This window comes from Actinoplanes sp. CA-252034, assembly GCF_050956125.1.
Taxonomy (GTDB): domain Bacteria; phylum Actinomycetota; class Actinomycetes; order Mycobacteriales; family Micromonosporaceae; genus Actinoplanes.
On sequence record NZ_CP191846.1, the window covers coordinates 6,944,010 to 6,970,980 of the forward strand.

The following is a 26,971-nucleotide window of genomic DNA, read 5'->3' on the forward strand; positions in this document are numbered from 1 at the left end:
TCAGAGGCCCAGCTCCTGGTCGATGAAGGCGAACATCTCCTCGTCGCTGGCGTCGTCGAGGCGGCCGGTGACCTCGTCGGTGCCAGCCGGCTGCCAGCCCGCGAGCAGTTTCCGCAGGCGGGCCGCGATCTGGTCGAGGACCGCCGGGTCCAGGCCGTCGGCTGACAGCGCCGCCTCGAACCGGTCCAGTTCCTCCAGGGCGGGCAGCGGCGGGGCGGCCGGGGCCAGCTCGCCGTGCAGGTGGGCGGCCAGATCCTCGGGTGTCGGGTAGTCGAAGATGACCGTGGCCGGCAGCCGCAGCCCGGTCGCGGTGCTCAGCCCGTTGCGCAGTTCGACCGCGGTCAGCGAGTCGAAGCCCAGGTCGAGGAAGCCGCGGGTGGGTTCGATCGGCTGGCCCTCCGGATAGCCGAGGACCGCCGCCACGTGGCGGTGCACCAGGTCGAGCAGCAGCTCCCGGCCGGCTTCGGTGGACAGGCCGGTGAGGCGGTGCTGCACCGGGTCGGCGGTGGTGGGCGCGGCCACCCGGGTGGTGGTGGGCCGGACGAGGCCGCGCAGCAGATGCGGCACCTCCCCAGCGGCCCGTACGGCGGCCAGGTCGAGCCGGATCGGGACGACCGCCGCCACCGGTGCGGTCACGGCCGCGTCGAAGGCCGCCGCCCCCGATACGGCGTCGAACGTGAGCGTCCCGGCCCGGGCCATCCGCTGCCGGGCGTTGTCGTCGAGGTCGCCGGCCATGCCGCCGTCGGCCCACGGGCCCCAGGCCAGCGCGGTCGCCGGGAGACCCAGCGTGCGCCGGTGCTCGGCGAGCGCGTCGAGGAAAGCGTTCGCGGCGGCGTAGTTGGCCTGCCCCGGTGTGCCGAAGACGGCCGACGCCGACGAGAACAGCACGAACGCCGACAGGTTCCGGTCGCGGGTCAGCTCGTGCAGGTGCAGGGCGGCGTCCACCTTGGGCCGCAGCACCAGGTCGAGCCGCTCCGGTGTCATCTGCTCGGTGATGCCGTCGGCCAGGACGCCCGCGGTGTGCACGACCGCGGTGACCGGATGCTCGGCGAGCACCGCGGCGAGCGCGTCGCGGTCGGTGACGTCCGCGGCGACCAGGGTCACCTCGGCGTCCAGCTCGTCGGCGAGCGCCTTGCCGCCGCCGCTGCGGCTGACCAGCACCAGCCGCCGGACGCCGTGCCGGTCGACCAGGCGCCGGGCGATGTGAGCGGCCAGAGCACCGGATCCACCGGTGATCAGAACCGGTCCTTCGCCGAACGACACGGGGTCACCCGCGGTGGTCCGGGCCAGTCGTGGTGCGAACAGCTCGCCGCCCCGGACTGCCACCTCCGGCTCGCCGGCGGCAACGGCGGCCGGGATCAGCCGCCAAGAGGCCGGGTCGTCGTCGACGACGATGACCCGGATCCGGTCCGGGTTCTCCTGGCCGGCCGACCGGAGCAGGCCGCGGACCGCCGCACCGGCGAGGGTGTCGCCGGTCAGCGCGACGAACCGGGAGCCGCCGGCCAGGGCCTGCTGAACCAGGCCGAGAATCCGGCGCAGCTCGGCCCCGGTCTTGCCGTCGGGGACGTAACCGGCGGTCACCAGCACGACCGGGGCACCGGAGCCGCCGGAGACGGCCGTCCCCAGCGTGACCGGAGCGCCGAACCCGCCGACACCCGGAACTCCGGGCAGCTGCGGCAGCGGGTCACCGAGGACCGCCCAGCCGGTGGTCGTAGCCGCCGCCGGTACGGGCAGACGCGTCCAGTCGACCGTGTACAGGTCACCGGCACCCGGCTGGACCGACGGCGCCGGCCGCAGCACCAACGAGCCGACCGTCAGCACCGGCTGCCCGTCCACCGTGTACGCGTCCAGCCGCACCGCGTCGCCCGAGCCGGTCAGCCGTACGTGGAGCCGGTCCGCGCCGGTGGCGTGCACCGTGACGTCCGACCAGCTGAACGGCACCCGGGCCACCCCGTCCCCATCGCCGAGAGCCAGCGCGTGCAGCGCCGCGTCGAGCAGTGCAGGGTGCACCCCGAAGCGGGCGGCGACACGCTGCTGCTCGGCGTCCAGAGCCACTTCGGCGTAGCGGGCATCGCCGTGCTGCCAGACCGAGTGCAGCCCTTGGAAGGCCGGACCGTAGTCGAGGCCGATGTCGCGCAGCCCGGGATAGAGCCCGTCCACCGGCAGCGGCACCGCACCGGCCGGCGGCCACGAGGACAGGACGTCCGGTGAGCCGGACGTGCCGAGCGTCCCGGTCGCGTGGTGCAGCCAGTCGCCGTCCCCGCTCCGGGAGTGGATCCGCACCGTGGAGCCGCCGACGGTGACCTGCAGTTGCACGGCCCCACGGTCCGGCACGACCAGCGGCGCGTGCAGGGTCAGCTCCTCGATCGCGGCGCCGCCGGCCTGCAGCGCCAGCTCCAGCAGGGCGGTGCCGGGCAGCAGCGCCGCACCGGAGACGACGTGGTCGGCCAGCCACGGGTGGGTACGCAACGAGATCCGCCCGGTCAGCACGGCGCCGTCCCCGTCGGCGAGCGGGACGACTGCCCCGAGCAGCGGGTGGTCGGCTGTGTCCAGCCCGGCGGCCCCGAGGTCGCCGGTTCCGGAACGCGGGGCGATCCAGTACCGCTGCCGCTGGAACGCGTAGGTCGGCAGAGCGGCCGGGCGTACGCCCTGGTGCAGCGCGGTCCAGTCGACGTCGACACCGTCGGCGAACAGGGTGGCCAGTGCGGTCAGCGCCGTCGTCACCTCGTCACGCCCGCGCCGCAGCAGCGGCACCGCGTCGTCGACCACAGTCGACAGCACCGCGTCCGGCCCCAGCTCGACGAACCGCACACCGTCCAGCTCGGCGATCGCGTCGGCGAACCGCACGGTGTCGCGCACGTGCGACACCCAGTAGCCCGGGTCCGACCAGCGGCCGTGACCGGGCGCGAACGTCAGCGTCCGCACGACCCGCTCGAACTCCGGCAGCATCGGCTCCATCAGCCGCGAATGGAAGGCGTGGCTGGTCCGCAGCCTGGTGGTCTTCCACGGCATGTCCGGAATGTGGGCGCCGGCCACCACCACCGATGCGGGGCCGTTCACCGCGGCGATGTCCAGATCGGGGAACGCGGCCCGGACCTCGTCCTCGGAGGCCTGCACCGCGACCATCACACCACCGGCGGGAAGCGCCTGCATCAGACGGCCCCGCGCGGCGACCAGCGTGGCCGCGTCGGCCAGCGAGAACACCCCGGCGACATGGGCCGCGGCGATCTCCCCGATCGAGTGGCCTACCAGCACGTCCGGGCGCACGCCCCACGAATCCAGCAGCGCGTGCAGCGCCACCTCGACGGCGAAGATGGCCGGCTGGGCGTACCCGGTCTGATGGATCAGCTCCTCGTCGGCGAGCACCTCCGACAGCGGCCGGTCCAGATACTGATCGACGTGCAGGGCGACCCGGTCGAACGCTTCCGCGAACACCGGGAAGGACGCGTACAGGCCACGGCCCATGTCGGCGCGCTGTGAACCCTGGCCGGTGAACAGGAACCCGAGCCGCCGGGACGTCGCCACCCCGCGCGCGACCACGTCCGAGCCGAGCAGCACGGCGCGGTACGGCAGGGCCGCCCGCCGGGCCGCCGCCGCACCGATCCCACGCATGTCACCGGCGGCCGTCTCGACCCGCGACAGTTGCACCTGCAGCGCGGCCTCGCTGTGCCCGGACACCGGCACCGGCACCACCGGCAGCGGCGTCACCGCGGTCACGGCCGGCGCATCCGGCGCCTCCTCGATGATCATGTGAGCGTTGGTGCCGCTCACCCCGAACGCCGACACACCCGCCCGGCGCGGGCGCTCTCCGGCGGGCCACGGCTGAGCCGACGTGAGCAGTGCGACATCACCGGCCGACCAGTCCACGTGCGACGACGGCGCGTCGGCGTGCAGGGTCGCCGGCAGCGTCTCGTGGCGCAGGGCGAGGACCATCTTGGCGATGCCCGCGACACCGGCCGCGGCCTGGGTGTGCCCGATGTTGGACTTCACCGACCCGAGCCACAGCGGCGTGTCCCGGTCCTGGCCGTAGGTCGCGAGCAGCGCCTGCGCCTCGATCGGGTCGCCGAGGGTGGTACCCGTGCCGTGCGCCTCGACCGCGTCCACGTCCGATGCCCGCAGACCTGCCGCGGCGAGCGCCTGCCGGATGACCCGCTGCTGGGCGGGACCGTTCGGCGCGGTGAGCCCGTTCGACGCGCCGTCGGAGTTGACCGCCGTCCCGCGGACCACGGCAAGGATCTCGTGCCCGTGCCGTCGCGCGTCAGACAGCCGCTCGACCAGCAGCATGCCCGCGCCCTCGGACCAGCCGGTCCCGTCCGCGCCATCGCCGAACGACTTGCAGCGCCCGTCCGGCGACAGCCCGCGCTGCCGGGAGAACTCGACGAACACGTCCGCGTTCGGCATCACCGTCACCCCGCCGACGAGCGCCATCGAACACTCGCCGGACCGCAGCGCCTGACCCGCCAGATGCAGCGCGACCAGCGACGACGAGCACGCCGTGTCGACGGTGACGGCCGGGCCCTCCAGCCCGAACGTGTAGGCGACCCGGCCCGACATGACCGACGAGGCCGTTCCGGTGAGCATGTGCCCTTCCAGGCCGTCGACCGATTCGCCGGGCCCGTTGCCGTACCCCATGAAGGAGGCTCCGACGAAGACGCCGACCGGCTCGCCGCGCAGGCCCAGCGGATTCACCCCGGCCGTCTCGAAGGCCTCCCACGACGTTTCCAGGAGCAGCCGCTGCTGCGGGTCCATCGCGGTCGCCTCGCGCGGCGAGATCCCGAAGAGCCCGGCGTCGAACGTGGTGGCGGCGTCGAGGAAACCGCCGTGCCGGGTGTAGGAGGTGCCCGGGTGCTCCGGGTCCGGGTGGTAGAGCGCCTCCAGGTCCCAGCCGCGGTCCTCCGGGAAGGTGCCGATGCCGTCCCGGCCGGACGCGACGAGATCCCAGTATCCGGCGGGCGTCTCGACTCCGCCGGGCAGGCGCAGGCCCATGCCGACGATCACGATCGGATCGTCGCTGGTCACCGTGGTCGCCTCGGCGGGCGGGCGCGTCTCGGTCCCGCCGACGGCCTCGAGGAGGTACGCCGTGAGCCGCTCCGCATCGGGATGGTCGAACACGAGTGTCGCCGGCAGGGCGAGCCCCGTCGCCGCCCGCAGACGGTTGCGCAGGTCGACCGCGGTGAGCGAGTCGAACCCGAGGTCCTTGAACGCGCGGCCGGGTTCGATCGCGTCGCCGGACGTGTGCCCGAGCGCGGCCGCCACCTCGGCGCGGACCAGGCCGAGCACGGCCCGTTGCCGATCGTTTCCGGCCATCGTGGCGAGCCGGGCGGCCAGACCGCTCGCCGGCTGCCCGGCGTCGTCGCCGGCCGGGGCGAGCCGGGCGAAGAACGGCCGCTCCCGGGTGGCGGTGAACAGCGGCAGGAAGTCGGCCCAGCGCACGTCCGCGACGATGACCTGCTCGTCGCCGGCGCCGACTGCCGTGGCCAGCGCGGTGAGGGCTCGCTCGGGGGCCATCGGGTCGAGGCCGCGGCGCCGCAGCTGACCGGCCACGTCCTCGTCGGCGGCCATCCCGACCCGCGCCCACGGGCCCCAGGCCACGGCGGTGCCCGGCTTGCCGTCCGCCCTCCGCCGGGCGATCAGGGCGTCGAGGGCGGCGTTCGCGGCGCCGTAGGCGGCCTGGCCGGCGCTGCCCCAGACGCCGGAGATCGACGAGAACACCACGAAGGCGTCCACGTCGCCGGCCAGCTCGTCCAGGTGCTGCGCGGCGAGGACTTTGCCGCGGATCACCCGGTCGAGGTGACCGGTGTCGGCGTCGACCAGGTCGACGTCCTCGCTGACCCCGGCCGCGTGCACGATCGCGTCGACCGGGCCGACCGCGGCCAGCAGCGCCGCGGCGGCGGCCCGGTCGGCCAGGTCGCAGGCGTGCACCTCGGCGTTCGGAATGTCGGTCTCGCCCCCGCGGCGGGACACCAGGACCAGACGGTCCGCGCCGTAGTCGGCGGCCCAGCGGGCCACCTGCGAGCCCAGTCCGCCGGTGCCGCCGGCGATCAGGATCGTGCCGCGCGGCCGCCAGGCCGTGGCGAGCGGCGCGGGGGCGTGGTCGAGGCGCCTGACCAGGATGCCGCCGGCGCGGATCGCGATCTGGTCCTCGGCGCCGAGCGCGCCGGAGAGCACGGCGGCGATGCGGTCCTCGGATCGTTTGTCGAGGTCGGTGGGGAGGTCGAGCAGGCCACCCCAGAACTCGGGGTGTTCGAGGCCGGCCGCCCGGGCGAAGCCCCACAGTTGCGCCTGGGTGACGTCGGCCCGGCCGGTGGCCACGGCTCCCCGGGTGACCAGCCACAGCGGGGCGGTCACCCCGTCGGCCGCCAGGGACTGGACCAGCTCCAGGGCCTCCTCGGGGGTGGCCGGGGCGGCGACGATGCCGACGGCGGCCCGCACGTCGTCGGTCACCGTGGCGCCGTGCCGCTCCAGCATCGCGGCCAGCGGCACGTCGCCGATCAGCGCCCAGGCGCCGTCGAGGGTCGCCGGGGCCGGGTCGGTGACCGGCTCCCACACCACCCGGTAGCGCCAGCCGTCGACCGTGGCCCGGTCGCGGCCCTGTGCTCGCCAACCGGCCAGCGCGGGCAGCACCGTCTCCAGGTCGGTCTCGGCGACACCGAGCTGGGCGGCGAGGCCGGGCAGGTCGCCCTGCTCGATCCGGTCCCAGAACGCCGCCTCCACCGGATCGGTGGTGGTGGCGCGGAACTCCAGCCAGTAGCGCTGCCGCTGGAAGGGATAGGTCGGCAGGTCAGCCGGTTCAACCCCGTTGAAGAGCGCAGACCATTGCACGGGTACGCCCTGAGCAAACAGCGTGGCCACGCCGGTCAGCAGGGTCGTCACCTCGTCACGGCCGCGGCGCAGCAGCGGGACCGCGTCGTCGACCATCGCCGACAACACTGCATCCGGCCCCAACTCCACGAACCGCACGTCCGCGAGCCTGGGCTCGGACACCGGATCCGCCGGGCTTGAGGCTCGTGAGTGGCGGCTGGCGCTGTCGCTCCCGCCCACCTGGGCGATCGCGTCCGCAAACCGGACTGTGTCGCGCACATGCGACACCCAGTAGGCCGGATTCGACCAGTCCCCCGACGACACCACCGGGATGGTTGGCGCGTTGAATGACAGCGCCCGCACCGCCCGATCGAAATCGGCGAGCATCGGCTCCATCAACCGCGAATGGAACGCGTGACTGGTCCGCAGCCGCGTCGTCTTCCAGGGCCCGCCTTCAACAAGCGAGATGTCGGAATCGGGGCCGGAGACCACGACCGACCTCGGCCCGTTCACCGCCGCGATGTCGATGCCCGGGAACGCCCCCCGCACCTCGTCCTCCGACGCCTGCACCGCCAGCATCGCCCCACCAGCCGGAAGCGCCTGCATCAGACGACCCCGAGCGGTCACCAGTGTGGCCGCATCAACCAGGGAGAACACCCCGGCCACGTGAGCAGCGGCGATCTCACCGATCGAGTGACCGACCAGCACATCCGGGCGCACACCCCACGACTCCAGCAGCGCATGCAACGCCACCTCGACGGCGAAGATCGCCGGCTGGGCGTAAGCCGTCTGATGAATCAGCTCGTCATCGGCCAGCACCTCGGCGAGCGGCCGGTCCAGATACTGATCGACGTGCAGGGCGACCCGGTCGAATGCTTCCGCGAACACCGGGAACGCCTCGTACAGGCCACGGCCCATGTCGACACGCTGCGAACCCTGACCGGTGAACAGGAACCCGAGGCGGGCCGGTGACGCGACCCCGCGGGCGACCACCTCCGAGCCGAGGACCACGGCACGATGCGACAGCACCGCCCGGCGGGCCGCACCCGCACCTAGAGACATCGGGGACGCGTCGACCGTACCGAAAAGGGTCATCTGAGCATCGAGAACGGCATCGCTCGCACCGGAAACGATCACCGGGACCACCGGAAGCGGCGATGGCGCTGCAGGCGCCTCGAACGCCGGCGGCTCCTCGATGATCACGTGCGCGTTGGTGCCGGAGACACCGAACGCCGAGATGCCGGCGCGGCGGGGCCTCTCGCCCGCCTGCCACGGCTGAGCCTCCGTGAGCAGGGCGATCTCCCCCGCGGACCAGTCGACGTGCGGCGACGGCGAGTCCGCGTGCAGCGTCGCGGGCAGCAGGTCGTGGCGCATCGCCAGGACCATCTTGACGATCCCGGCGACACCGGCGGCGGCCTGGGTGTGCCCGATGTTCGACTTGACCGAGCCGAGCCACAGCGGCGCTGACCGATCCTGACCATAGGTGGCCAGCAGCGCCTGCGCCTCGATCGGGTCACCGAGCGTAGTCCCGGTGCCGTGCGCCTCGACCACGTCGACGTCCGCCGTGGTCAGACCCGCGCCGGCTAGCGCCTGGCGGATGACCCGTTGCTGAGCGGGCCCGTTGGGCGCGGTGAGCCCGTTGGACGCGCCGTCCTGGTTGACCGCCGTCCCGCGCACCACCGCCAGCACCCGCCGCCCCGCCGCACGCGCCGTCGACAGGCGCTCCACCAGCAGCATCCCCGCGCCTTCGGACCAGCCGGTCCCGTCCGCGCCCGCGCCGAACGATCGGCACCGGCCGTCCGCCGACAGCCCGCGCTGCCGCGAGAACTCGACGAAGATGTCCGGCGTCGGCATCACCGTCACACCGCCGACCAGCGCCATCGAACACTCGCCGGACCGTAGCGCCTGCCCGGCCAGATGCAGCGCCACCAGCGACGACGAGCACGCTGTGTCGATGGTGACGGCCGGGCCCTCCAGACCGAACGTGTAGGAGATCCGCCCCGAGATGACCGACGAGGCGGTGCCGGTGAGCAGGTGTCCTTCGAGGCCTTCGGACGTGGTGCCGTACCCCATGAAGGCCGCGCCCGCGAACACCCCGACCGGCTCGCCCTGCAGCGACAACGGGTCGATCCCGGCCCGCTCGAACGCCTCCCACGACGTCTCCAGCAGCAGCCTCTGCTGCGGGTCCATGGCGAGCGCCTCACGCGGCGAGATCCCGAACAGTCCCGCGTCGAACTCGGCGGCCCCACGCAGGAAGCCACCCTCCCGCGCATAGAACGTGCCCGGGTGGTCCGGGTCCGGGTGGTAGAGCCGGTCCAGGTCCCAGCCGCGGTCGGTGGGGAACGCACCGATCCCGTCCCCACCGGAGGCGACCAGATCCCAGTACTGCTCCGGCGTCTCGACACCGCCCGGCAGGCGTACCCCCATGCCGACGATCACGATCGGATCGTCGCTGGTCACCGTGGCTGCCCCGGCAAGCGGTTGCGGCTCACTGACGCCCAAGATCTTCTGCTGTACGAACGAAGCGAGCCGTTGTGCACTCGGGTGATCGAACGCGAGCGTCGCCGGAAGGACGAGCCCGGTCGCGGCCTGCAGCCGGTTCCGAAGTTCGACAGCGGTCAGCGAGTCGAACCCGAGCTCCTTGAAGGCCCGTTCCGGGTCGATGGCGGCCCCCGAAGCGTGACCGAGTGCCGCCGCGACCTCGCCGCGGACCAGTTCCAGGACTGCCCGCTGCGACTCGGCCCGCGTCATCCCGGCCAGCCGCGTGGCGAGCGCCGAGGTGGTCCCCCGGCCGCTTCCACCGGCCCGGCTTCCGCCAGCGCCGCGAAGAGCGGCCGCTCCCGGGTGGCCGTGAACAGCGGCAGGAAGTCCGCCCACCGAACGTCGGCGACCGTCACGGCCTCCTCACCCGAGCCGACCGCGGCGGTCATCGCGGCCAGCCCGAGGTTCGGTTCGATCGGGCTGAGCCCCTGCCGCCGCAGCCGTCCCGTCGTGTCGTCGCCGGCGGCCATCCCGACCCGGGCCCACGGCCCCCAGGCGATCGCGGTGCCGGGTTTGCCCTGCGCCCGGCGGCGGGCGATCAGCGCGTCGAGGGCGGCGTTCGCGGCGCCGTAGGCGGCCTGTTCGGCGCTGCCCCAGATGCCGGAGATCGACGAGAACACCACGAACGCGTCCACGTCTCCGGCCAGCTCGTCGAGATGCAGAGCGCCGAGCACCTTCCCGTCGACGACCCGGCGGACGTGCTCGGCGTCGGCTTCGAGGATCGTCGCGTGCTCGCTGACCCCGGCCGCGTGGACGACGGCGTCGACCGGCCCGACCGCGGTTAGCAGCGCCTCGACGGCGTCACGGTCGGCCAGGTCGCAGGCGTGCACCTCGGCGTTCGGAATGTCGGTCTCGCCGCCGCGCCGGGAGACGAGGACGATCCGCTCGGCCCCGTTCTCGGCAGCCCAGCGGGCGACCGCGCCGCCCAGCCCACCGGTGCCACCGGCGATCAGCACGGTCCCGCTGGGCCGCCAGTCCGCCGTCACACGCACCGCCGGCGCGTGCTGAAGCCGCCGGACGAGCAGCCCACCAGCCCGGACGGCGACCTGGTCCTCACTGCCCAGCGCCCCACCCAGAACCGCGGCGATCCGCCCGGCCGCCCGCTCGTCGATGGTCTCCGGCAGATCGAGCAGACCACCCCAGCGGTCGGGGTGCTCGAGGGCCATGGTGCGCCCGAGCCCCCACACCTGCGCCTGCACCGGGTCGGCGGGCAGGTCGGACCGCCCGGCCGAAACCGCCGCACGGGTCACGAACCAGACCGGCGCCGCAGCCTCCCGGGCCACCTCAAGCGCGTCGTCGAGCCCGTCGGCCAGGCAGATGACACCCGCCACCGGCCCTTCCGGCGCGCTGGTGACCACGCGGGCCCCGTGCGCGGTGAGAGCCGCCACCAGCCCGTGCCAGTCCGCACCCACTCCTTCAGGGCCCGGCACCGACTCGCGCTGAGCCGCGCTCCCCCCTTCCTTGCCCGGCACCGCCGCCCCCGACTCGAGGCCATCACCATGCCCCTGAACGGCGCCATCGTGATCCTGGCCAGACGCCGGAGAACGGGTGCCGAGCAGCAGCCAGGTCCCGGTGAGCGGCCTGGGGCCGGGATCGGTCACCGGCTGCCAGGTGATCCGGTAGCGGAGGCCGTCCAAACGGGAACGCTCACGGCCCCGCGCTCGCCACGAGGTGAGCGCGGGGAGAGCTTCCTGCAGTGAGGTGGCGGGGTCGACGCCGAGTTCGGCGGTGAGCTGGGCCAGGTCGCCCCGGTCGATGGTGTCCCAGAAGGCGGTGTCCACCGGGTCGGCCCGCTCGGTGCGGGCCTCCAACCAGTACCGCTGGCGCTGGAACGCGTAGGTCGGCAGGGCCGCCGGGCGGACACCGTCATGGAACGCGGTCCAGTCGACGGCGACACCGCTCACGAACAGCCTCGCCACGGCGGTCAAAGCCGTCGTGACCTCGTCACCGTCACGGCGCAGCAGCGGCACCGCGTCGTCGACCAGCGCCGACAGCACCGCATCCGGCCCCAGCTCGACGAACCGCACCTCGGACACAGGACCCGCCGCGTCCACGCCGGCACCAGGGCCACGTCCTAGTTGCGCGATCGCATCAGCAAAGCGGACCGTGTCGCGCACATGCGACACCCAATAGGCCGGATCCGACCAGTCCCCCGACGACACCACCGGGATGCTCGGCGCACGGAACGACAACCTCCGGACCACCCGATCGAAATCGGCCAGCATCGGCTCCATCAACCGCGAATGGAACGCATGACTGGTCCGCAGCCGCGTCGACTTCCACCCGCCCGCGGCGATCTCGGAAATGTCGGAATCGGGGCCGGAGACCACGACCGACCTCGGCCCGTTCACCGCCGCGATGTCGATGCCCGGGAACGCCGCCCGCACCTCGTCCTCCGACGCCTGCACCGCCAGCATCGCCCCACCAGCCGGAAGCGCCTGCATCAGACGACCCCGCGCCGTGACCAGAACGGCCGCGTCGGCCAGCGAGAACACCCCGGCCACGTGAGCAGCGGCGATCTCACCGATCGAGTGACCGACCAGCACATCCGGGCGCACACCCCACGACTCCAGCAGCGCATGCAACGCCACCTCGACCGCGAAGATCGCCGGCTGCGCATAACCCGTCTGGTGGATCAACTCCTCATCGGCCAGCACCTCGGCGAGAGGCCGGTCCAGATACTGATCGAGATGCAGGGCGACCCGATCGAATTCCGAAGCGAACACCGGGAAGGACGCGTACAGACCACGGCCCATGTCGACACGCTGCGAACCCTGGCCGGTGAACAGGAACCCGAGACGCGCGGACGACGTCACTCCGGACAGCCCGCCACCGGCTGCCACCTCGGCGAGACCGGCCGACAACGTGGCGTGATCCGATGCCAGGACCACAGCCCGATGCGGCAGAGCGGCACGCCTGGCAGCCGCCGCACCGACGGCCGCCACATCGACCCGGCCATCTCGGCCGATCCCGCGACCGGCACGGCCGATGTCGCGTCGGGATCGGTGATCTCCATCAACCTGGCCGCCTGCGCGGCCAGGGCTGCCCGATCGTGTCCGGACACCACCACCGGCACGATTCCCCGGCGCGCCGAAAGCGCCGGGGCGACCGCCGGGGCCTCTTCGATGATCACGTGGGCGTTGGTGCCGGAGACACCGAAGGCGGACACACCGGCCCGGCGCGGGCGGTCGGCCGCCGGCCACGGCTGAGCCGACGTCAGCAGGGCGATGTCACCGGCCGTCCAGTCCACGTGCGGCGACGGCGCGTCGGCGTGCAGAGTCGCAGGGAGGACCCCGTGCCGCAAGGCCAGCACCATCTTGGCGATGCCGGCGACACCCGCGGCCGCCTGGGTGTGGCCGATGTTCGACTTCACCGACCCCAGCCACAACGGCGCCCCGGCACGGTCCTGACCATAGGTGGCCAGCAACGCCTGCGCCTCGATCGGGTCACCGAGGGCGGTGCCCGTGCCGTGCGCCTCGACCGCGTCCACCTCCGACGGGCGCAGACCCGCGGCGGCCAGCGCCTGCCGGATCACCCGCTGCTGGGCGGGACCGTTCGGGGCGGTCAGGCCGTTCGAGGCGCCGTCGGAGTTGACCGCCGTGCCACGGACCACGGCGAGGATCTCGTGGCCGTGCCGCTGCGCGTCCGACAGTCGTTCGATCAGGAGCATTCCCGCGCCCTCGGACCAACCGGTCCCGTCCGCGCCGTCTCCGAAGGAGCGGCAGCGGCCGTCCGCCGACAGCCCGCGCTGCCGGGAGAACTCGACGAACACGTCCGCGGTGGGCATCACGGTGACACCGCCGACCAGGGCCATCGTGCATTCGCCGGAGCGCAGCGCCTGCGCCGCTAGGTGCAGGGCCACCAGCGACGACGAGCACGCCGTGTCGACCGTGACGGCGGGGCCCTCCAGGCCGAACGTGTACGACACCCGGCCGGAGATGACCGACGACGCCGTACCGGTGAGCAGGTGTCCCTCCGCTGCTTCGGCCGCGCCGGAGCCGTACCCCATGAAGGTCGCTCCGACGTAGACCCCGACCGGCTCGCCGCGCAGGCCGAGCGGGTTGACCCCGGCCGTCTCGAACGCCTCCCACGACGTCTCCAGCAGCAGACGCTGCTGCGGGTCCATGGCCAGCGCCTCGCGGGGCGAGATGCCGAACAGGGCCGCGTCGAACTCGCCGGCACCGTAGAGGAAACCGCCCTCCCGCGCGTAGGTCGTGCCCGGGTGGTCGGGGTCGGGGTGGTAGAGGCGGTCGATGTCCCAGCCGCGGTCGGCCGGGAACGGCCCGATCACGTCCGTCGATCCGGCGACCAGGTCCCAGAGCGCCCGCGGTGATTCCACGCCGCCGGGCAGGCGCAGGCCCATGCCGACGATGACGATCGGGTCGTCGGTGGCCGCGGTGGCCGCGGTGGCATGAGTGTCGGCGCTGCCCGGGGCGGCCGTGTCCGGCGCCAGAAGGGCCAGCGCGAAGGACGCGAGCCGGTCGGCGTTCGGATAGTCGAAGACCAGGGTGGCCGGCAGCGCCAGACCGGTGGCGGTCTGCAGGCGGTTGCGCAGCTCGACGGCGGTCAGGGAGTCGAAGCCCAGGTCCTTGAAGGCGCGTTCCGGTTCGATCGCGGTGGCCGAAGCGTGGCCGAGGGCCGTGGCGACCTCGGCGCGGACCAGGTCCAGCACGAGGCGGTGCCGTTCGGCGGCGGGCAGGCCGGCCAATTCGACGGCGAGGCCCGGCGTCCCGGCGGTCGCCGCTGCGAGGGTGACGGCTGCGGTCTCGGGCAGGTCGTCGAAGAGTGGGCGCGGCCGGGCGGCGGTGAAGAGCGGCAGGAACTCGTCCCACCGTACGTCCGCGACCGTCACCAGGTCGTCGCCGGAGCCGACGGCCGAGGCGAGAGCCGCGACCGCCCGCTGCGGGTCCATGGCGGCGAGTCCCTGGCGACGCAGGGCGGTGGCCGCGTTCTCGGCACCGGCCATGCCGACCTGGGCCCAAGGCCCCCAGGCGATCGACGTGCCGGGCTTCCCGGCGGCCCGGCGGCGCTGGATCAGGCCGTCGAGGGCGGCGTTGGCGGCCCCGTAGGCGGCCTGGCGTGCGCTGCCCCAGGTGGCCGAGATCGACGAGAAGACGATGAACGCGTCCACGTCACCCACCATCTCGTCCAGGTGCAGGGCGCCGTCGACCTTGCCCCGCCGCACCCGGTCGAGGTGCGCGCGATCCGCGTCGGACAGGCTGACGTCCTCACCGATACCGGCCGCGTGCACCACGGCGTCGACCGGCCCCACCGCCGCCAGCAGTGCCCGCACCGCGGCCCGGTCACCGATGTCGCAGGCGTGCACCTCGGCGTTCGGCAGCTCGGTCGCACCGCCGCTGCGGGACACCAGGATCAGCCGCTCGGCGCCGTTGCCGGCCGCCCACCGGGCGACTTCCCCGCCCAGCCCGCCGGTCCCCCCGGTGATCAGCACGGTGCCCCGCGGCCGCCAGCCACCACCCCCACCGACAGGTGCGGTCTCCGGCGAACCGCCACCCGCAAGGTTGATCGCGGGTGTGCCGGTGCCGGCCGGGGCGTGGATGAGACGGCGGGCGAGCACTCCGGCAGGCCGGAGCGCCAGTTGGTCCTCCGGGCCGAGGGCGCCGCCGAGGATCGCTGCGAGCCGGTCGGCTGACCGGGCGTCCAGGGTGGCGGGCAGGTCGAGCAGGCCGCCCCACATGCGCGGGTGTTCCAGGCCGACCGCCCGGCCGAAGCCCCAGAGCGCGGCCATCGCCACATCGACGTCCTCGTCCGCACGGCCGGTGGCGACCGCGTTCCGGGTGATCATCCACAGCGGGGCGTCGACGCCGGCCGCGGCGAGGGCCTGAACCAGGTCGAGCGTCTCGTCGGTCCCGTCCAGGACAGAGATAACGCCGGCCAGGCCGTCGGTGACGCCGTCCGCATGGAGAGCCGCGCCGATACGACCGGCTACACCACGACCCGGGCCCACCACCGCCTCGGCGACGCCGTCCGGCGAGACAGCGACGTCGTTGGGCGCCAGGGGTTCGGCCGGGTGCGGCGTGGTTCTAAGGCGCAGCGCCTCGGCCGGGAGGGTGGCTACGGTTGCGCCCCGGGCGGTCAGGGCCTCGGCCAGGACCTCGGTCCGGGCCGAGGCGCCACCGACCAGCAGCCACCTGCCGGACAGGCCGGTGGTTGTGGGGACGGTCAGCGGCTTCCAGATCACCCGATAACGCCAACCGTCCAGCAGCACATGTTCCCGGCCTCGGGCTCGCCAGGCGGCCAGGGCCGGAAGCAGGTGCGCAACGGCGGCCTCGTCCACGCCCAGTCGGCCGGCCAGGGTGGCGGCGTCACCGTCTGCCACCGCGGACCAGAAGCCGTCGTCGGCGCCGTCGGCGGCGACTGCGCGGACACCCTTCGCGGGCCAGAAACGCTGCCGCTGGAAGGGATAGGTCGGCAGGTCAGCCGGTTCAACCCCGTTGAAGAGCGCAGACCATTGCACGGGTACGCCCTGCACAAACAGCGTGGCCACGCCGGTCAGCAGGGTCGTCACCTCGTCACGGCCACGGCGCAGCAGCGGCACCGCGCCGTCGACCATCGCCGACAGCACCGCATCCGGCCCCAGCTCGACGAACCGGACACCGTCCAACTCGGCGATCGCGTCGGCGAAGCGGACCGTGTCGCGCACGTGCGACACCCAGTAGGCCGGGTCCGACCAGCGGCCGTGCCCCGGCGTGAACGTCAACGCCCGGACGATCCGCTCGAACTCCGGCAGCATCGGGTCCATCAACCGCGAATGGAACGCGTGACTGGTCCGCAGCCGCGTCGTCTTCCACTCCCGGGCGGCGATTTCGGAAATGTCGGCATCGAGGCCGGAGACCACGACCGACCTCGGCCCGTTCACCGCTGCAATGTCGATGTCCGGGAATGCCGCCCGCACCTCTTCCTCCGACGCCTGGACCGCCAGCATCGCCCCGCCAACGGGGAGTGCCTGCATCAGACGACCGCGAGCGGTCACCAGTGTGGCCGCATCAATCAGGGAGAACACCCCGGCCACGTGAGCAGCGGCGATCTCACCGATCGAGTGACCGACCAGCACATCCGGCCGCACACCCCACGACTCCAGCAGCGCGTGCAACGCCACCTCGACGGCGAAGATCGCCGGCTGGGCGTAAGCCGTCTGATGAATCAACTCCTCATCGGCCAGCACCTCGGCGAGCGGCCGGTCCAGGTGCTGGTCGAGATGCAGGGCGACCCGGTCGAACGCTTCCGCGAACACCGGGAACGCCTCGTGAAGGCCACGGCCCATATCGACACGCTGCGAACCCTGACCGGTGAACAGGAACCCGAGCCGCCGGGACGTGGCCACACCACGGGCCACCACCTCCGAGCCCAGGACCACGGCACGATGCGACAGCACCGCCCGACGGGCCGCACCCGCACCTAGAGCCATCGAAGACGCGTCGACCGTACCGAAAAGGGTCATCTGAGCATCGAGAGCCGCATCGCTCGCACCGGAAAGGATCACCGGGACCACCGGAAGCGGCGATGGCGCTGCAGGCGCCTCGAACGCCGGCGGCTCCTCCAAAATCACGTGCGCGTTGGTCCCGCTGATGCCGAAGGAGGACACGCCGGCCCGGCGGGGCCGTGAACCGGCCCGCCAAGGCTGGGCGGACGTGAGCAGGGCGATGTCGCCTTCGGACCAGTCGACGTGCGGGGACGGCTCGTCGGCGTGCAGAGTCGCGGGCAGCGCGCCGTGCTGGAAGGCGAGCACCATCTTGAGAATGCCCGCGGCGCCGGCGGCGGCCTGGGTGTGCCCGATGTTCGACTTGATCGACCCGAGCCACAGCGGCGCTGTCCGATCCTGACCATAGGTGGCCAGCAGCGCCTGCGCCTCGATCGGGTCCCCGAGAGCGGTCCCCGTGCCGTGCGCCTCGACGACGTCCACCTCGGACGGCTGCAGCCCGGCCACCGCGAGCGCCTGCCGGATGACCCGCTGCTGGGACGGCCCGTTCGGCGCGGTGAGCCCGTTCGACGCACCGTCCTGGTTGACCGCCGTCCCGCGCACCACCGCGAGGACCCGCCGGCCCGCCGCACGCGCCGTGGACAGCCGCTCGACGAGGAGGACGCCGGCGCCCTCACCCCACGCGGTGCCGTCGGCTCCGGCGCCGAACGCCTTGATCCGCCCGTCGGCGGCGAGGCCGCGCTGCTGGCTGAAGTCGAGGAACGCCATCGGCGTCGACATCACGGTGACACCGCCGACCAGGGCCATCGTGCACTCCCCGGACTGCAGCGCCTGCCCGGCCAGGTGCAGCGCCACCAGCGACGACGAGCAGGCGGTGTCGACGGTGACCGCCGGTCCTTCCAGGCCAAACATGTAGGACACCCGCCCGGAGAGGACGCTGGCCGCGTTGCCGGTGCCGATGTGCCCGGCGGATGCGGCGACATCGGCGTGCCCTTCGTCGAGGAGCGCCACGTAGTCCTGGCCGTTGGTGCCCGCGAACACCCCGATCCGTTCGCCACGCAGGGCCGACGGGTCCATTCCGGCCCGCTCGAACGCCTCCCACGACGTCTCCAGGAGCAGGCGCTGTTGCGGGTCCATGGCGAGCGCCTCACGCGGCGAGATCCCGAAGAGCCCCGCGTCGAAGGTGGTGGCGCCGGTGACGAAGCCGCCCGCGCGGACGTACGTGGCGCCGGCGCGACCGGGTTCCGGGTGGTAGATCGCGTCAAGGTCCCAGCCGCGGTCGGCCGGGAACGCGCCGATCGCGTCGGCGCCGGAGGCGAGCAGCTCCCACAGCGCCTCCGGGGTGTCGGCGTCCCCGGGGAATCGGCAGGCCAGGCCCACGATGACGATCGGGTCGTCGACGGCCGTGGCGACGGGTGCGGACGATGTCGTGGGCCGGCTTCCGGCGAGCCGCTCCAGGAGGTACGCCGTGAGCCGCTCCGCGTCCGGGTAGTCGAACACGAGGGTGGCCGGCAGGGTGAGCCCGGTGGCCGCGGCGAGCCGGTTGCGCAGCTCCATCGCGGTCAGCGAGTCGAAGCCGAGCTCCTGGAAGGATCGTCCGGCCGGGACCGCGTCGGCGTTCTCGTGGCCGAGCACGGATGCGGCGGCCGTGCGCACGTCGGCGAGGATGGTCCGGCGCGCTTCGGCGGGCGGCAGGTCGGCCAGCCGTACGGCCAGTGGCAGCCGCCCGTCGACGGTGACCTCGCGGCCCTGTGCCCGCACCTCGGGAAGGTCGGCGAGGATCGTGGCGGGCCGGACTGCTCCGAGTTCGGCGGCGAACCGGTCCCAGCGCACGTCGGCGACGAGCACCGTGGGTTCGCCGCTGCCGACCGCGTCGGCCATGGCGGCCAGCGCGAGGTCCGGCGGCAGCAGGGTGAGGCCGGTCCGCCGGAACTGCGCGGACGCGGCGTGGCCGGCCATCATCCCGGCGTCGGCCCACGGACCCCAGGCGATCGAGGTGGCCGGCAGCCCGGCGGCGGCCCGCTGTGCGGCGAGCGCGTCGAGGGCGGCGTTCGCGGCGGCGTAGTTGGCCTGCCCGGGGTTGCCGAAGACACCCGCGGTCGACGAGAACAGCACGAACGCGCTGAGCGGCCGGTGTGCGGTCAGCTCGTGCAGCAGCTGCGCGGCGTCGGCTTTGGCGGCCAGCACGGTGTCGAGGCGGGCCGGGTCGAGACCGGCGATCATGCCGTCGGCGAGCACTCCGGCGGCGTGCACGATCGCCAGGTCCGGCTCGTCGTCGAACTCGGCGAGCAGCGCGGTGACGGCGTCCCTGTCGGTGAGGTCGCAGGCGCGGACTTCAACGGTGGGCAGGTCGGTGGTGCCGCCGCCGATGGAGGGCAGGTCGGTGGTGCCGCCGCCGATGGAGGGCAGGTCGGTGGTGCCGCCGCTGCGGGAGACCAGGATGATCCGGTCGGCGCCGTTGTCGGCGGCCCAGCGGGCGACCTGGCGGCCGAGTCCGCCGGTGCCGCCGGTGATCAGGATCGTGCCGGTCGGGCGCCACCGGTCGTGCGGCGCGGGCGCCGGGACGAGGCGGCGCACCAGCAGGCCGGCGTCACGGATGGCGATCTCGGTCTCGTCACCGAGACGGCCGGCCAGGACGGCGGTGAGGCGCGCGATCGCCCGGGCGTCGGGATTTTCGGGCAGTTCGACGAGGCCGCCCCAGCGGTCCGGGTGTTCCAGGGCCGCGACCCGGCCGAAGCCCTGGATCCGCGCCCCGGCGGGGTCGGTCAGCAGCCAGAGCGGGGCGGTGATACCGGCCCGGCCCAGCTCCTGGACAAGGGCGAGGGCCTCGTGGACGGTGGCGGGACGGGCGATCACACCGTCGATCGGCGTGGTAGCGGCCAGATCGGTGACGACGGTGGCGCCGGGCAGCGGCATGTCGGCGCCGAGGACCAGCCAGGTGCCGGTCAGCGTGGCCGGGGCCGGGTCGGCGACCGGCTTCCAGGTGACCCGGTAGCGCCAGCCGGCGATCCGGGAGCGTTCCCGGCCCCGGGCGCGCCAGGTGGTGAGGGCGGGCAGGACGGTTTCGACCGCGCCGGGGTCGACGCCGAGTTCGGCGGCGAGGGTGGGCAGGTCACCGAGTTCGACGGCGTCCCAGAAGCCGTCCTCGACGGCGGCGGGCGCGACGGGCAGCAGCCAGTAGCGGCTGTGCTCGAACGGATAGGTAGGCAGGTCAGCCGGTTCAACACCGTTGAAAAGCGCAGACCATTGCACGGGTACGCCCTGCACAAACAGCGTGGCCACGCCGGTCAGCAGGGTCGTCACCTCGTCACGGCCACGGCGCAGCAGCGGCACCGCGCCGTCGACCATCGCCGACAACACCGCATCCGGCCCCAGCTCCACGAACCGCACGTCCGCGAGCCGTCGCTCAGCCACCGAATCCGCCGGACTCAGGGCACCTGAGCCACGGCCCACCTCGCCCGGAACCAGCTGCGCGATCGCCTCGGCAAACCGGACCGTGTCCCGCACATGCGCGACCCAGTAGGCCGAATCGGACCAATCTCCCTGCGAGATGACCGGGAGGTTGGGCTCATTGAAGGTCAACGTCAGGACGATGCGCTCGAATTCGGGCAGCATCGGCTCCATCAACCGCGAATGGAACGCGTGACTGGTCCGCAGCCGCGTCGTCTTCCAGGGCCCGCCTTCAACAAGCGAAATGTCGGCATCGGGGCCGGAGACCACGACCGATCTGGGGCCATTGACCGCCGCGATGTCGATGTGCGGGAATGCCGCCCGCACCTCGTCCTCCGACGCCTGGACCGCCAGCATCGCCCCGCCCGCGGGAAGCGCCTGCATCAGACGACCCCGAGCGGTCACCAGAACGGCCGCGTCGGCCAGCGAGAACACCCCGGCCACGTGAGCAGCGGCGATCTCACCGATCGAGTGACCGACCAGCACGTCCGGCCGGACGCCCCAACTGTCGAGGAGAGCATGCAACGCCACCTCGACCGCGAAGATCGCCGGCTGCGCATAGCCGGTCTGGTGGATCAACTCCTCATCGGCCAGCACCTCGGCGAGCGGCCGGTCCAGATACTGATCGACGTGCAGGGCGACCCGGTCGAACGCTTCCGCAAACACCGGGAACGACGCGTACAGGCCCCGGCCCATATCGACACGCTGCGAACCCTGACCGGTGAACAGGAACCCCAGACGGGCCGGTGACGCCACCCCGCGAGCGACCACCTCCGAGCCGAGGACCACGGCACGATGCGACAGCACCGCCCGACGGGCCGCACCCGCACCTAGAGACATCGAAGACGCGTCGACCGTACCGAAAAGGGTGAATTGAGCATCGAGAACGGCATCGCTCGCGCCGGAAAGGATCACCGGGACCACCGGAAGCGGCGAAGGCGGCGAAGGCGGCGAGAAGACCGGCGGCTCCTCCAGGATCACGTGCGCGTTGGTGCCGGACACGCCGAACGCCGAGATGCCGGCACGGCGGGGCCTCTCGCCCGCCTGCCACGGCTGAGCCTCCGTGAGCAGGGCGATCTCCCCCGCGGACCAGTCAACGTGCGGCGACGGCGACGCGGCGTGCCGGGTAGCCGGGAGCACACCGTGCCGCATCGCGAGGACCATCTTGGCGATGCCCGCGACACCGGCGGCGGCCTGAGTGTGGCCGATGTTGGACTTCACCGACCCGAGCCACAGCGGCGCTGACCGATCCTGACCATAGGTGGCCAGCAGCGCCTGCGCCTCGATCGGGTCACCGAGCGTAGTCCCGGTTCCGTGCGCCTCGACCGCATCCACGTCCGAGGCCCGCAGACCCGCCGCGGTCAGCGCCTGCCGGATCACCCGCTGCTGGGCGGGCCCGTTCGGGGCGGTGAGCCCGTTGGACGCGCCGTCCTGGTTGACCGCCGTTCCGCGCACCACCGCCAGCACCCGCCGCCCGGCCGCCCGGGCCGTCGACAGCCGCTCGACCAGCAGCATGCCCGCGCCTTCGGACCAGCCGGTGCCGTCGGCGTCCGCGCTGAACGACTTGCACTGCCCGTCCGGCGACAGCCCGCGCTGCCGGGAGAACTCGACGAACACGTCCGCGTTCGGCATCACCGTCACGCCGCCGACGAGCGCCATCGAACATTCACCCGACCGTAGCGCCTGCCCGGCCAGATGCAGCGCCACCAGCGACGACGAGCACGCCGTGTCGATGGTGACGGCCGGGCCCTCCAGCCCGAACGTGTAGGAGATCCGCCCCGACATGACCGACGAGGCGGTGCCGGTGAGCAGGTGTCCCTCGATGCCGTCGGCGGCCTCGACCGGGCCCATGCCGTAACCCATCACGGACGCGCCGACGAACACGCCGACCGGCTCCCCGGCCAGGCCGAGCGGGTCGACGCCGCCGCGTTCCAGCGCCTCCCACGACGTTTCAAGCAGCAGCCGCTGCTGCGGGTCCATGGCGAGGGCCTCGCGCGGCGAGATCCCGAACAGCCCGGCGTCGAAGTCGCCGGCGCCGTACAGGAAACCGCCGCCGCGGGCGTAGAACGTGCCCGGATGGTCCGGGTCCGGGTGGTACAGCCGGTCCAGGTCCCAGCCACGGTCGGTGGGGAACGCACCGATCCCGTCCCCACCGGAGGCGACCAGATCCCAGTACTGCTCCGGCGTCTCGACACCGCCCGGCAGGCGTACCCCCATGCCGACGATCACGATCGGATCATCGCTGGTCACCGTGGCTGCCCCGGCAAGCGGTTGCGGCCCGCTCACCCCGAGGACCTTCTGCTGTACGAACGAAGCGAGCCGTTGTGCACTCGGGTGATCGAACGCGAGCGTCGCCGGAAGGACGAGCCCGGTCGCGGCCTGCAGCCGGTTCCGAAGTTCGACAGCGGTCAGCGAGTCGAACCCGAGCTCCTTAAACGCCTTCCCCGGGTCGATCGTGTCGGTCGAGGCGTGCCCGAGGACCGCCGCGACGTGGGTGCGCACCACATCCGTGATCAGGCGTTCCTGGTCGGCGGCGGCCAGCCCGGCGAGCCGCTGCGCGAACGCCGACGTCTCGGGCCGGTCCTGCTGCCCGGCGATGCTGCGGGCGGCGGGCAGGTCGGCGAAGAACGGGCGCGGCCGGGTGGCGGTGAAAGCGGGCAGGAAGTCGGTCCACCGTACGTCGGCGACCACGACCTGTTCCTCACCCGCGCCGACCGCACCGGCCATGGCGGCGAGCGCCGTCCCCGGATCCACCGGCTGAAGGCCGCGGCGCCGCAGCCGGCCGGCGACCTCGGCCTCGGCGGCCATGCCGACGCGCGCCCACGGGCCCCACGCGATCGCGGTGCCGGCCAGGCCACGGGCCCGGCGGCCGGCGACGACGGCGTCCAGTGCGGCGTTCGCCGCAGAGTAGGCGGCCTGGCCGGAACTGCCCCAGATCCCGGAGATCGACGAGAACACCACGAACGCGTCCACGTCCCCGGCCAGTTCGTCCAGGTGCCGGGCGCCGTCCACCTTGCCGGTGAGCACCCGCTCCAGGTGCCCGGCATCGACGTCGACCAGGTCGGCGTCCTCGGCCACCCCGGCCGCGTGCACGATCGCGTGCACCGGGCCGACTGCGGCCAGCAGCGCCTCGACGGCAGCCCGGTCGGCCAGATCGCAGGCGTGCACCTCGGCGTTCGGAATGTCGGTCTCGCCGCCACGCCGGGACACCAGGACCAATCGGTCCGCGCCGTTGTCGGCGGCCCAACGGGCCACCTGCGAGCCCAGACCACCGGTGCCACCGGCGATCAGCACGGTCCCGCGAGGCCGCCAGACCCCACCGGCGGCAGCGACACCCGAGCCGGGCACGCCCTCTCCGGCGCCGCCGCCCTCAACCGAGCCACCCACGTCAACCGGGCCGTCGTCCCTGGTCGGGCCACCCACCGCGGCCGGACCACCCACCGCGGCCGAGCCATCCACCTCGACCGGCTTTCCGGGCTGGACCGGGTTACCGGGCCGGGACGGATCGCTGGGGAACGCTGGATTCTCGCGGGTTGGGGGGCCGGTTGCAGACGGCGGATCAGGGCGCCGCCGGATCGGAGAGCGATCTGGTCCTCGTCGCCGAGTGCTCCGGCGAGGATCGCGGCGAGGCGGCCGGCGGTCGGCGCGTCGACCGCCCGGGGAAGGTCGATGAGGCCCCGCCAGGTCTGCGGGTGTTCGAGGCCGGCGACCCGGCCCAGGCCCCACTTGGCGGCCTGCATCACGTCGGGGGCACCGTCGGCGCGGCCGGTGGCCACCGCGTTGCGGGTCAGCAGCCAGGTCGGCGCGTCCGCCGTGCGGACCAGGCCGGGCAGGTCGGTGAGCGGCACGGACGGCAGGACGAGGATGCCGTCGACGGCCGCTGCCGCCAGTTCCGCGGCGATGACCGGAACGGCTTCGATACCCGCGGCGGCAAGGGCGTCGGCAAGGCCCAGGTCGTCGTCGCCGATCAGAGCCCAGACACCGGAGCCTCCGGGCCGGGCGACGCCCGGGGAGGCGGGCAGGTCGGCGGGCTTCCAGATGACTCGGTGGCGCCAGCCGTCGATCAGGGAACGTTCGCGGCCGCGGGCTCGCCAGGCCGTCAAGGCGGGCAGCAGCGGCTCCACTGTGAGGGCCGCGACGCCCAGGCGGGCGGCTAGCTCCTGCAGGTCTCCGCGGTCGATCGGCTCCCAGAACGAGTCGTCGGCGGCGGTGGCCGGGGCTTCGGGCCGGGAGCGCAGCCAGTAGCGCTGGCGCTGGAACGCGTAGGTCGGCAGGGCCGCCGGGCGGACACCGTCATGGAACGCGGTCCAGTCGACGGCGACACCGCTCACGAACAGCCTCGCCACGGCGGTCAAAGCCGTCGTGACCTCGTCACCGTCACGGCGCAGCAGCGGCACCGCGTCGTCGACCAGCGCCGACAGCACCGCATCCGGCCCCAGCTCGACGAACCGCACACCCGCAAGCCCTGGCGCGGGCACCGGATCCGCCGCGTTCGACAGGCCAGGGCCCTGCCCCAACTGCGCGATCGCGTCCGCGAACCGAACCGTGTCCCGCACATGAGACACCCAATAGGCCGGATCCGACCAATCCCCGACGACACCACCGGGATCGTCGGCGCACTGAACGACAACCTCCGGACCACCCGATCGAAATCGGCCAGCATCGGCTCCATCAACCGCGAATGGAACGCATGACTGGTCCGCAGCCGCGTCGACTTCCACCCGCCCGCGGCGATCTCGGAAATGTCGGAATCGGGGCCGGAGACCACGACCGACCTCGGCCCGTTCACCGCCGCGATGTCGATGCCCGGGAACGCCGCCCGCACCTCGTCCTCCGACGCCTGCACCGCCAGCATCGCCCCACCAGCCGGAAGCGCCTGCATCAGACGACCCCGCGCCGTGACCAGAACGGCCGCGTCGGCCAGCGAGAACACCCCGGCCACGTGAGCAGCGGCGATCTCACCGATCGAGTGACCGACCAGCACATCCGGGCGCACACCCCACGACTCCAGCAGCGCATGCAACGCCACCTCGACCGCGAAGATCGCCGGCTGCGCATAACCCGTCTGGTGGATCAACTCCTCATCGGCCAGCACCTCGGCGAGAGGCCGGTCCAGATACTGATCGAGATGCAGGGCGACCCGATCGAATTCCGAAGCGAACACCGGGAAGGACGCGTACAGACCACGGCCCATGTCGACACGCTGTGAACCCTGGCCGGTGAACAGGAACCCGAGACGCGCCGGAGACGCCACTCCGGACAGTCCACCGCCGGCCACGACCTCGGACAGGCCGGCGGCCAGCGAGGAGGAATCCGACGCCAGGACCACCGCCCGATGCGGGAGGACGGCACGCCGGGCGGCGGCCGCACCCACCGCCGTCACCTCCACGTCAGCGCCGCCGACCTCGATCAGTCGCGCGGCCTGAGCGGTCAGCGCCGTCCGATCGTTCCCGGACAGCGCCACCGGCACGATCCGCCGGCGAACAGGTTCGGCCGGGGACTTCTCGACGTTCGCCCCGGCAGCAGGGGCCTCTTCGATGATCACGTGGGCGTTGGTGCCGGAGACACCGAAGGCGGACACACCGGCCCGGCGCGGGCGGTCGGCCGCCGGCCACGGCTGAGCCGACGTCAGCAGGGCGATGTCACCGGCCGTCCAGTCCACGTGCGGCGACGGCGCGTCGGCGTGCAGAGTCGCAGGGAGGACCCCGTGCCGCAAGGCCAGCACCATCTTGGCGATGCCGGCGACACCCGCGGCCGCCTGGGTGTGGCCGATGTTCGACTTCACCGACCCCAGCCACAACGGCGCCCCGGCACGGTCCTGACCATAGGTGGCCAGCAACGCCTGCGCCTCGATCGGGTCACCGAGGGCGGTGCCCGTGCCGTGCGCCTCGACCGCGTCGACGTCGGCTGCGGCGAGGCCCGCGCCCGCCAGCGCGGCCCGGATCACCCGCTGCTGGGCGGGACCGTTCGGGGCGGTCAGGCCGTTGGACGCGCCGTCGGAGTTGACGGCGCTTCCCCGTACCACCGCAAGGATCTCGTGCCCGGCGGCCGTGGCCGTCGACAACCGCTCGACCAGGAGCATTCCCGCGCCCTCGGACCAACCGGTCCCGTCCGCGCCGTCTCCGAAGGAGCGGCAGCGGCCGTCGGCGGACAGCCCGCGCTGCCGGGAGAATTCGACGAAGACGTCCGGGTCCGGCATGACGGTGACGCCGCCGACCAGGGCCATCGTGCATTCGCCGGAGCGCAGCGCCTGCGCCGCTAGGTGCAGGGCCACCAGCGACGACGAGCACGCCGTGTCGACGGTGACGGCGGGGCCTTCCAGCCCGAACGTGTAGGCGATCCGGCCGGAGATGACCGACGAGGCGGTGCCGGTGAGCAGGTGCCCCTCGACGCCGTCGGTGGAGTCGACGGGGCCGCTGCCGTACCCCATGAAGGACGCGCCGACGTAGACGCCGACCGTTTCGCCGCGCAGGCCGAGGGGGTCGACCCCGGCCGCCTCGAACGCCTCCCACGACGTCTCCAGCAGCAGCCGCTGCTGCGGGTCCATGGCCAGCGCCTCACGCGGCGAGATCCCGAACAGCCCGGCGTCGAAGTCACCGGCCCCGTACAGGAAGCCGCCCTCCCGGGCGTAGAAGGTGCCCGGGTGGTCCGGGTCCGGGTGGTAGAGCCGGTCCAGGTCCCAGCCACGGTCGGTGGGGAACGGGCCGATGCCCTCTCCTCCGGCGGCGACGAGGTCCC

General features: G+C 73.3%; 5 protein-coding genes (1 of these 5 running past the window's edge). All 5 read right to left on the minus strand.

What is annotated here, in order from left to right; all coding sequences use genetic code 11:
- Tightly spaced (each overlapping or abutting the next), the 5 genes in view from ACQPZW_RS31865 to ACQPZW_RS31885 form a layout consistent with a single transcriptional unit that may run on beyond the window.
- Positions 1-9,552 carry an SDR family NAD(P)-dependent oxidoreductase gene (locus tag ACQPZW_RS31865; RefSeq protein WP_433789721.1) on the minus strand — a complete coding sequence of 3,184 codons (9,552 nt, stop codon included), beginning with the start codon at positions 9,550-9,552 and terminating at the stop codon, positions 1-3.
- The gene (locus ACQPZW_RS31870) at positions 9,549-12,233 is read right to left on the minus strand and encodes an SDR family NAD(P)-dependent oxidoreductase (RefSeq protein WP_433789722.1); all 2,685 of its coding nucleotides are present in this window, start codon (positions 12,231-12,233) and stop codon (positions 9,549-9,551) included. The genes ACQPZW_RS31865 and ACQPZW_RS31870 overlap by 4 nt, the downstream gene beginning before the upstream one ends.
- Positions 12,155-23,527, minus strand: a complete 11,373-nt coding sequence (locus ACQPZW_RS31875) for a type I polyketide synthase (protein WP_433789723.1) — start codon at positions 23,525-23,527, stop codon at positions 12,155-12,157. Before ACQPZW_RS31875 ends, ACQPZW_RS31870 begins: the two co-directional genes overlap by 79 nt.
- Positions 23,521-24,687 (minus strand): hypothetical protein, encoded by a 1,167-nt coding sequence (locus ACQPZW_RS31880; protein ID WP_433789724.1) that lies wholly within the window; start codon positions 24,685-24,687, stop codon positions 23,521-23,523. Before ACQPZW_RS31880 ends, ACQPZW_RS31875 begins: the two co-directional genes overlap by 7 nt.
- Positions 24,585-26,971 carry the final stretch of an SDR family NAD(P)-dependent oxidoreductase gene (locus ACQPZW_RS31885; protein WP_433797672.1) on the minus strand. It continues 12,955 nt past the right edge of the window, so the window shows 2,387 of its 15,342 coding nt (coding positions 12,956-15,342); its start codon lies off the right edge, out of view; it ends in the stop codon at positions 24,585-24,587. Before ACQPZW_RS31885 ends, ACQPZW_RS31880 begins: the two co-directional genes overlap by 103 nt.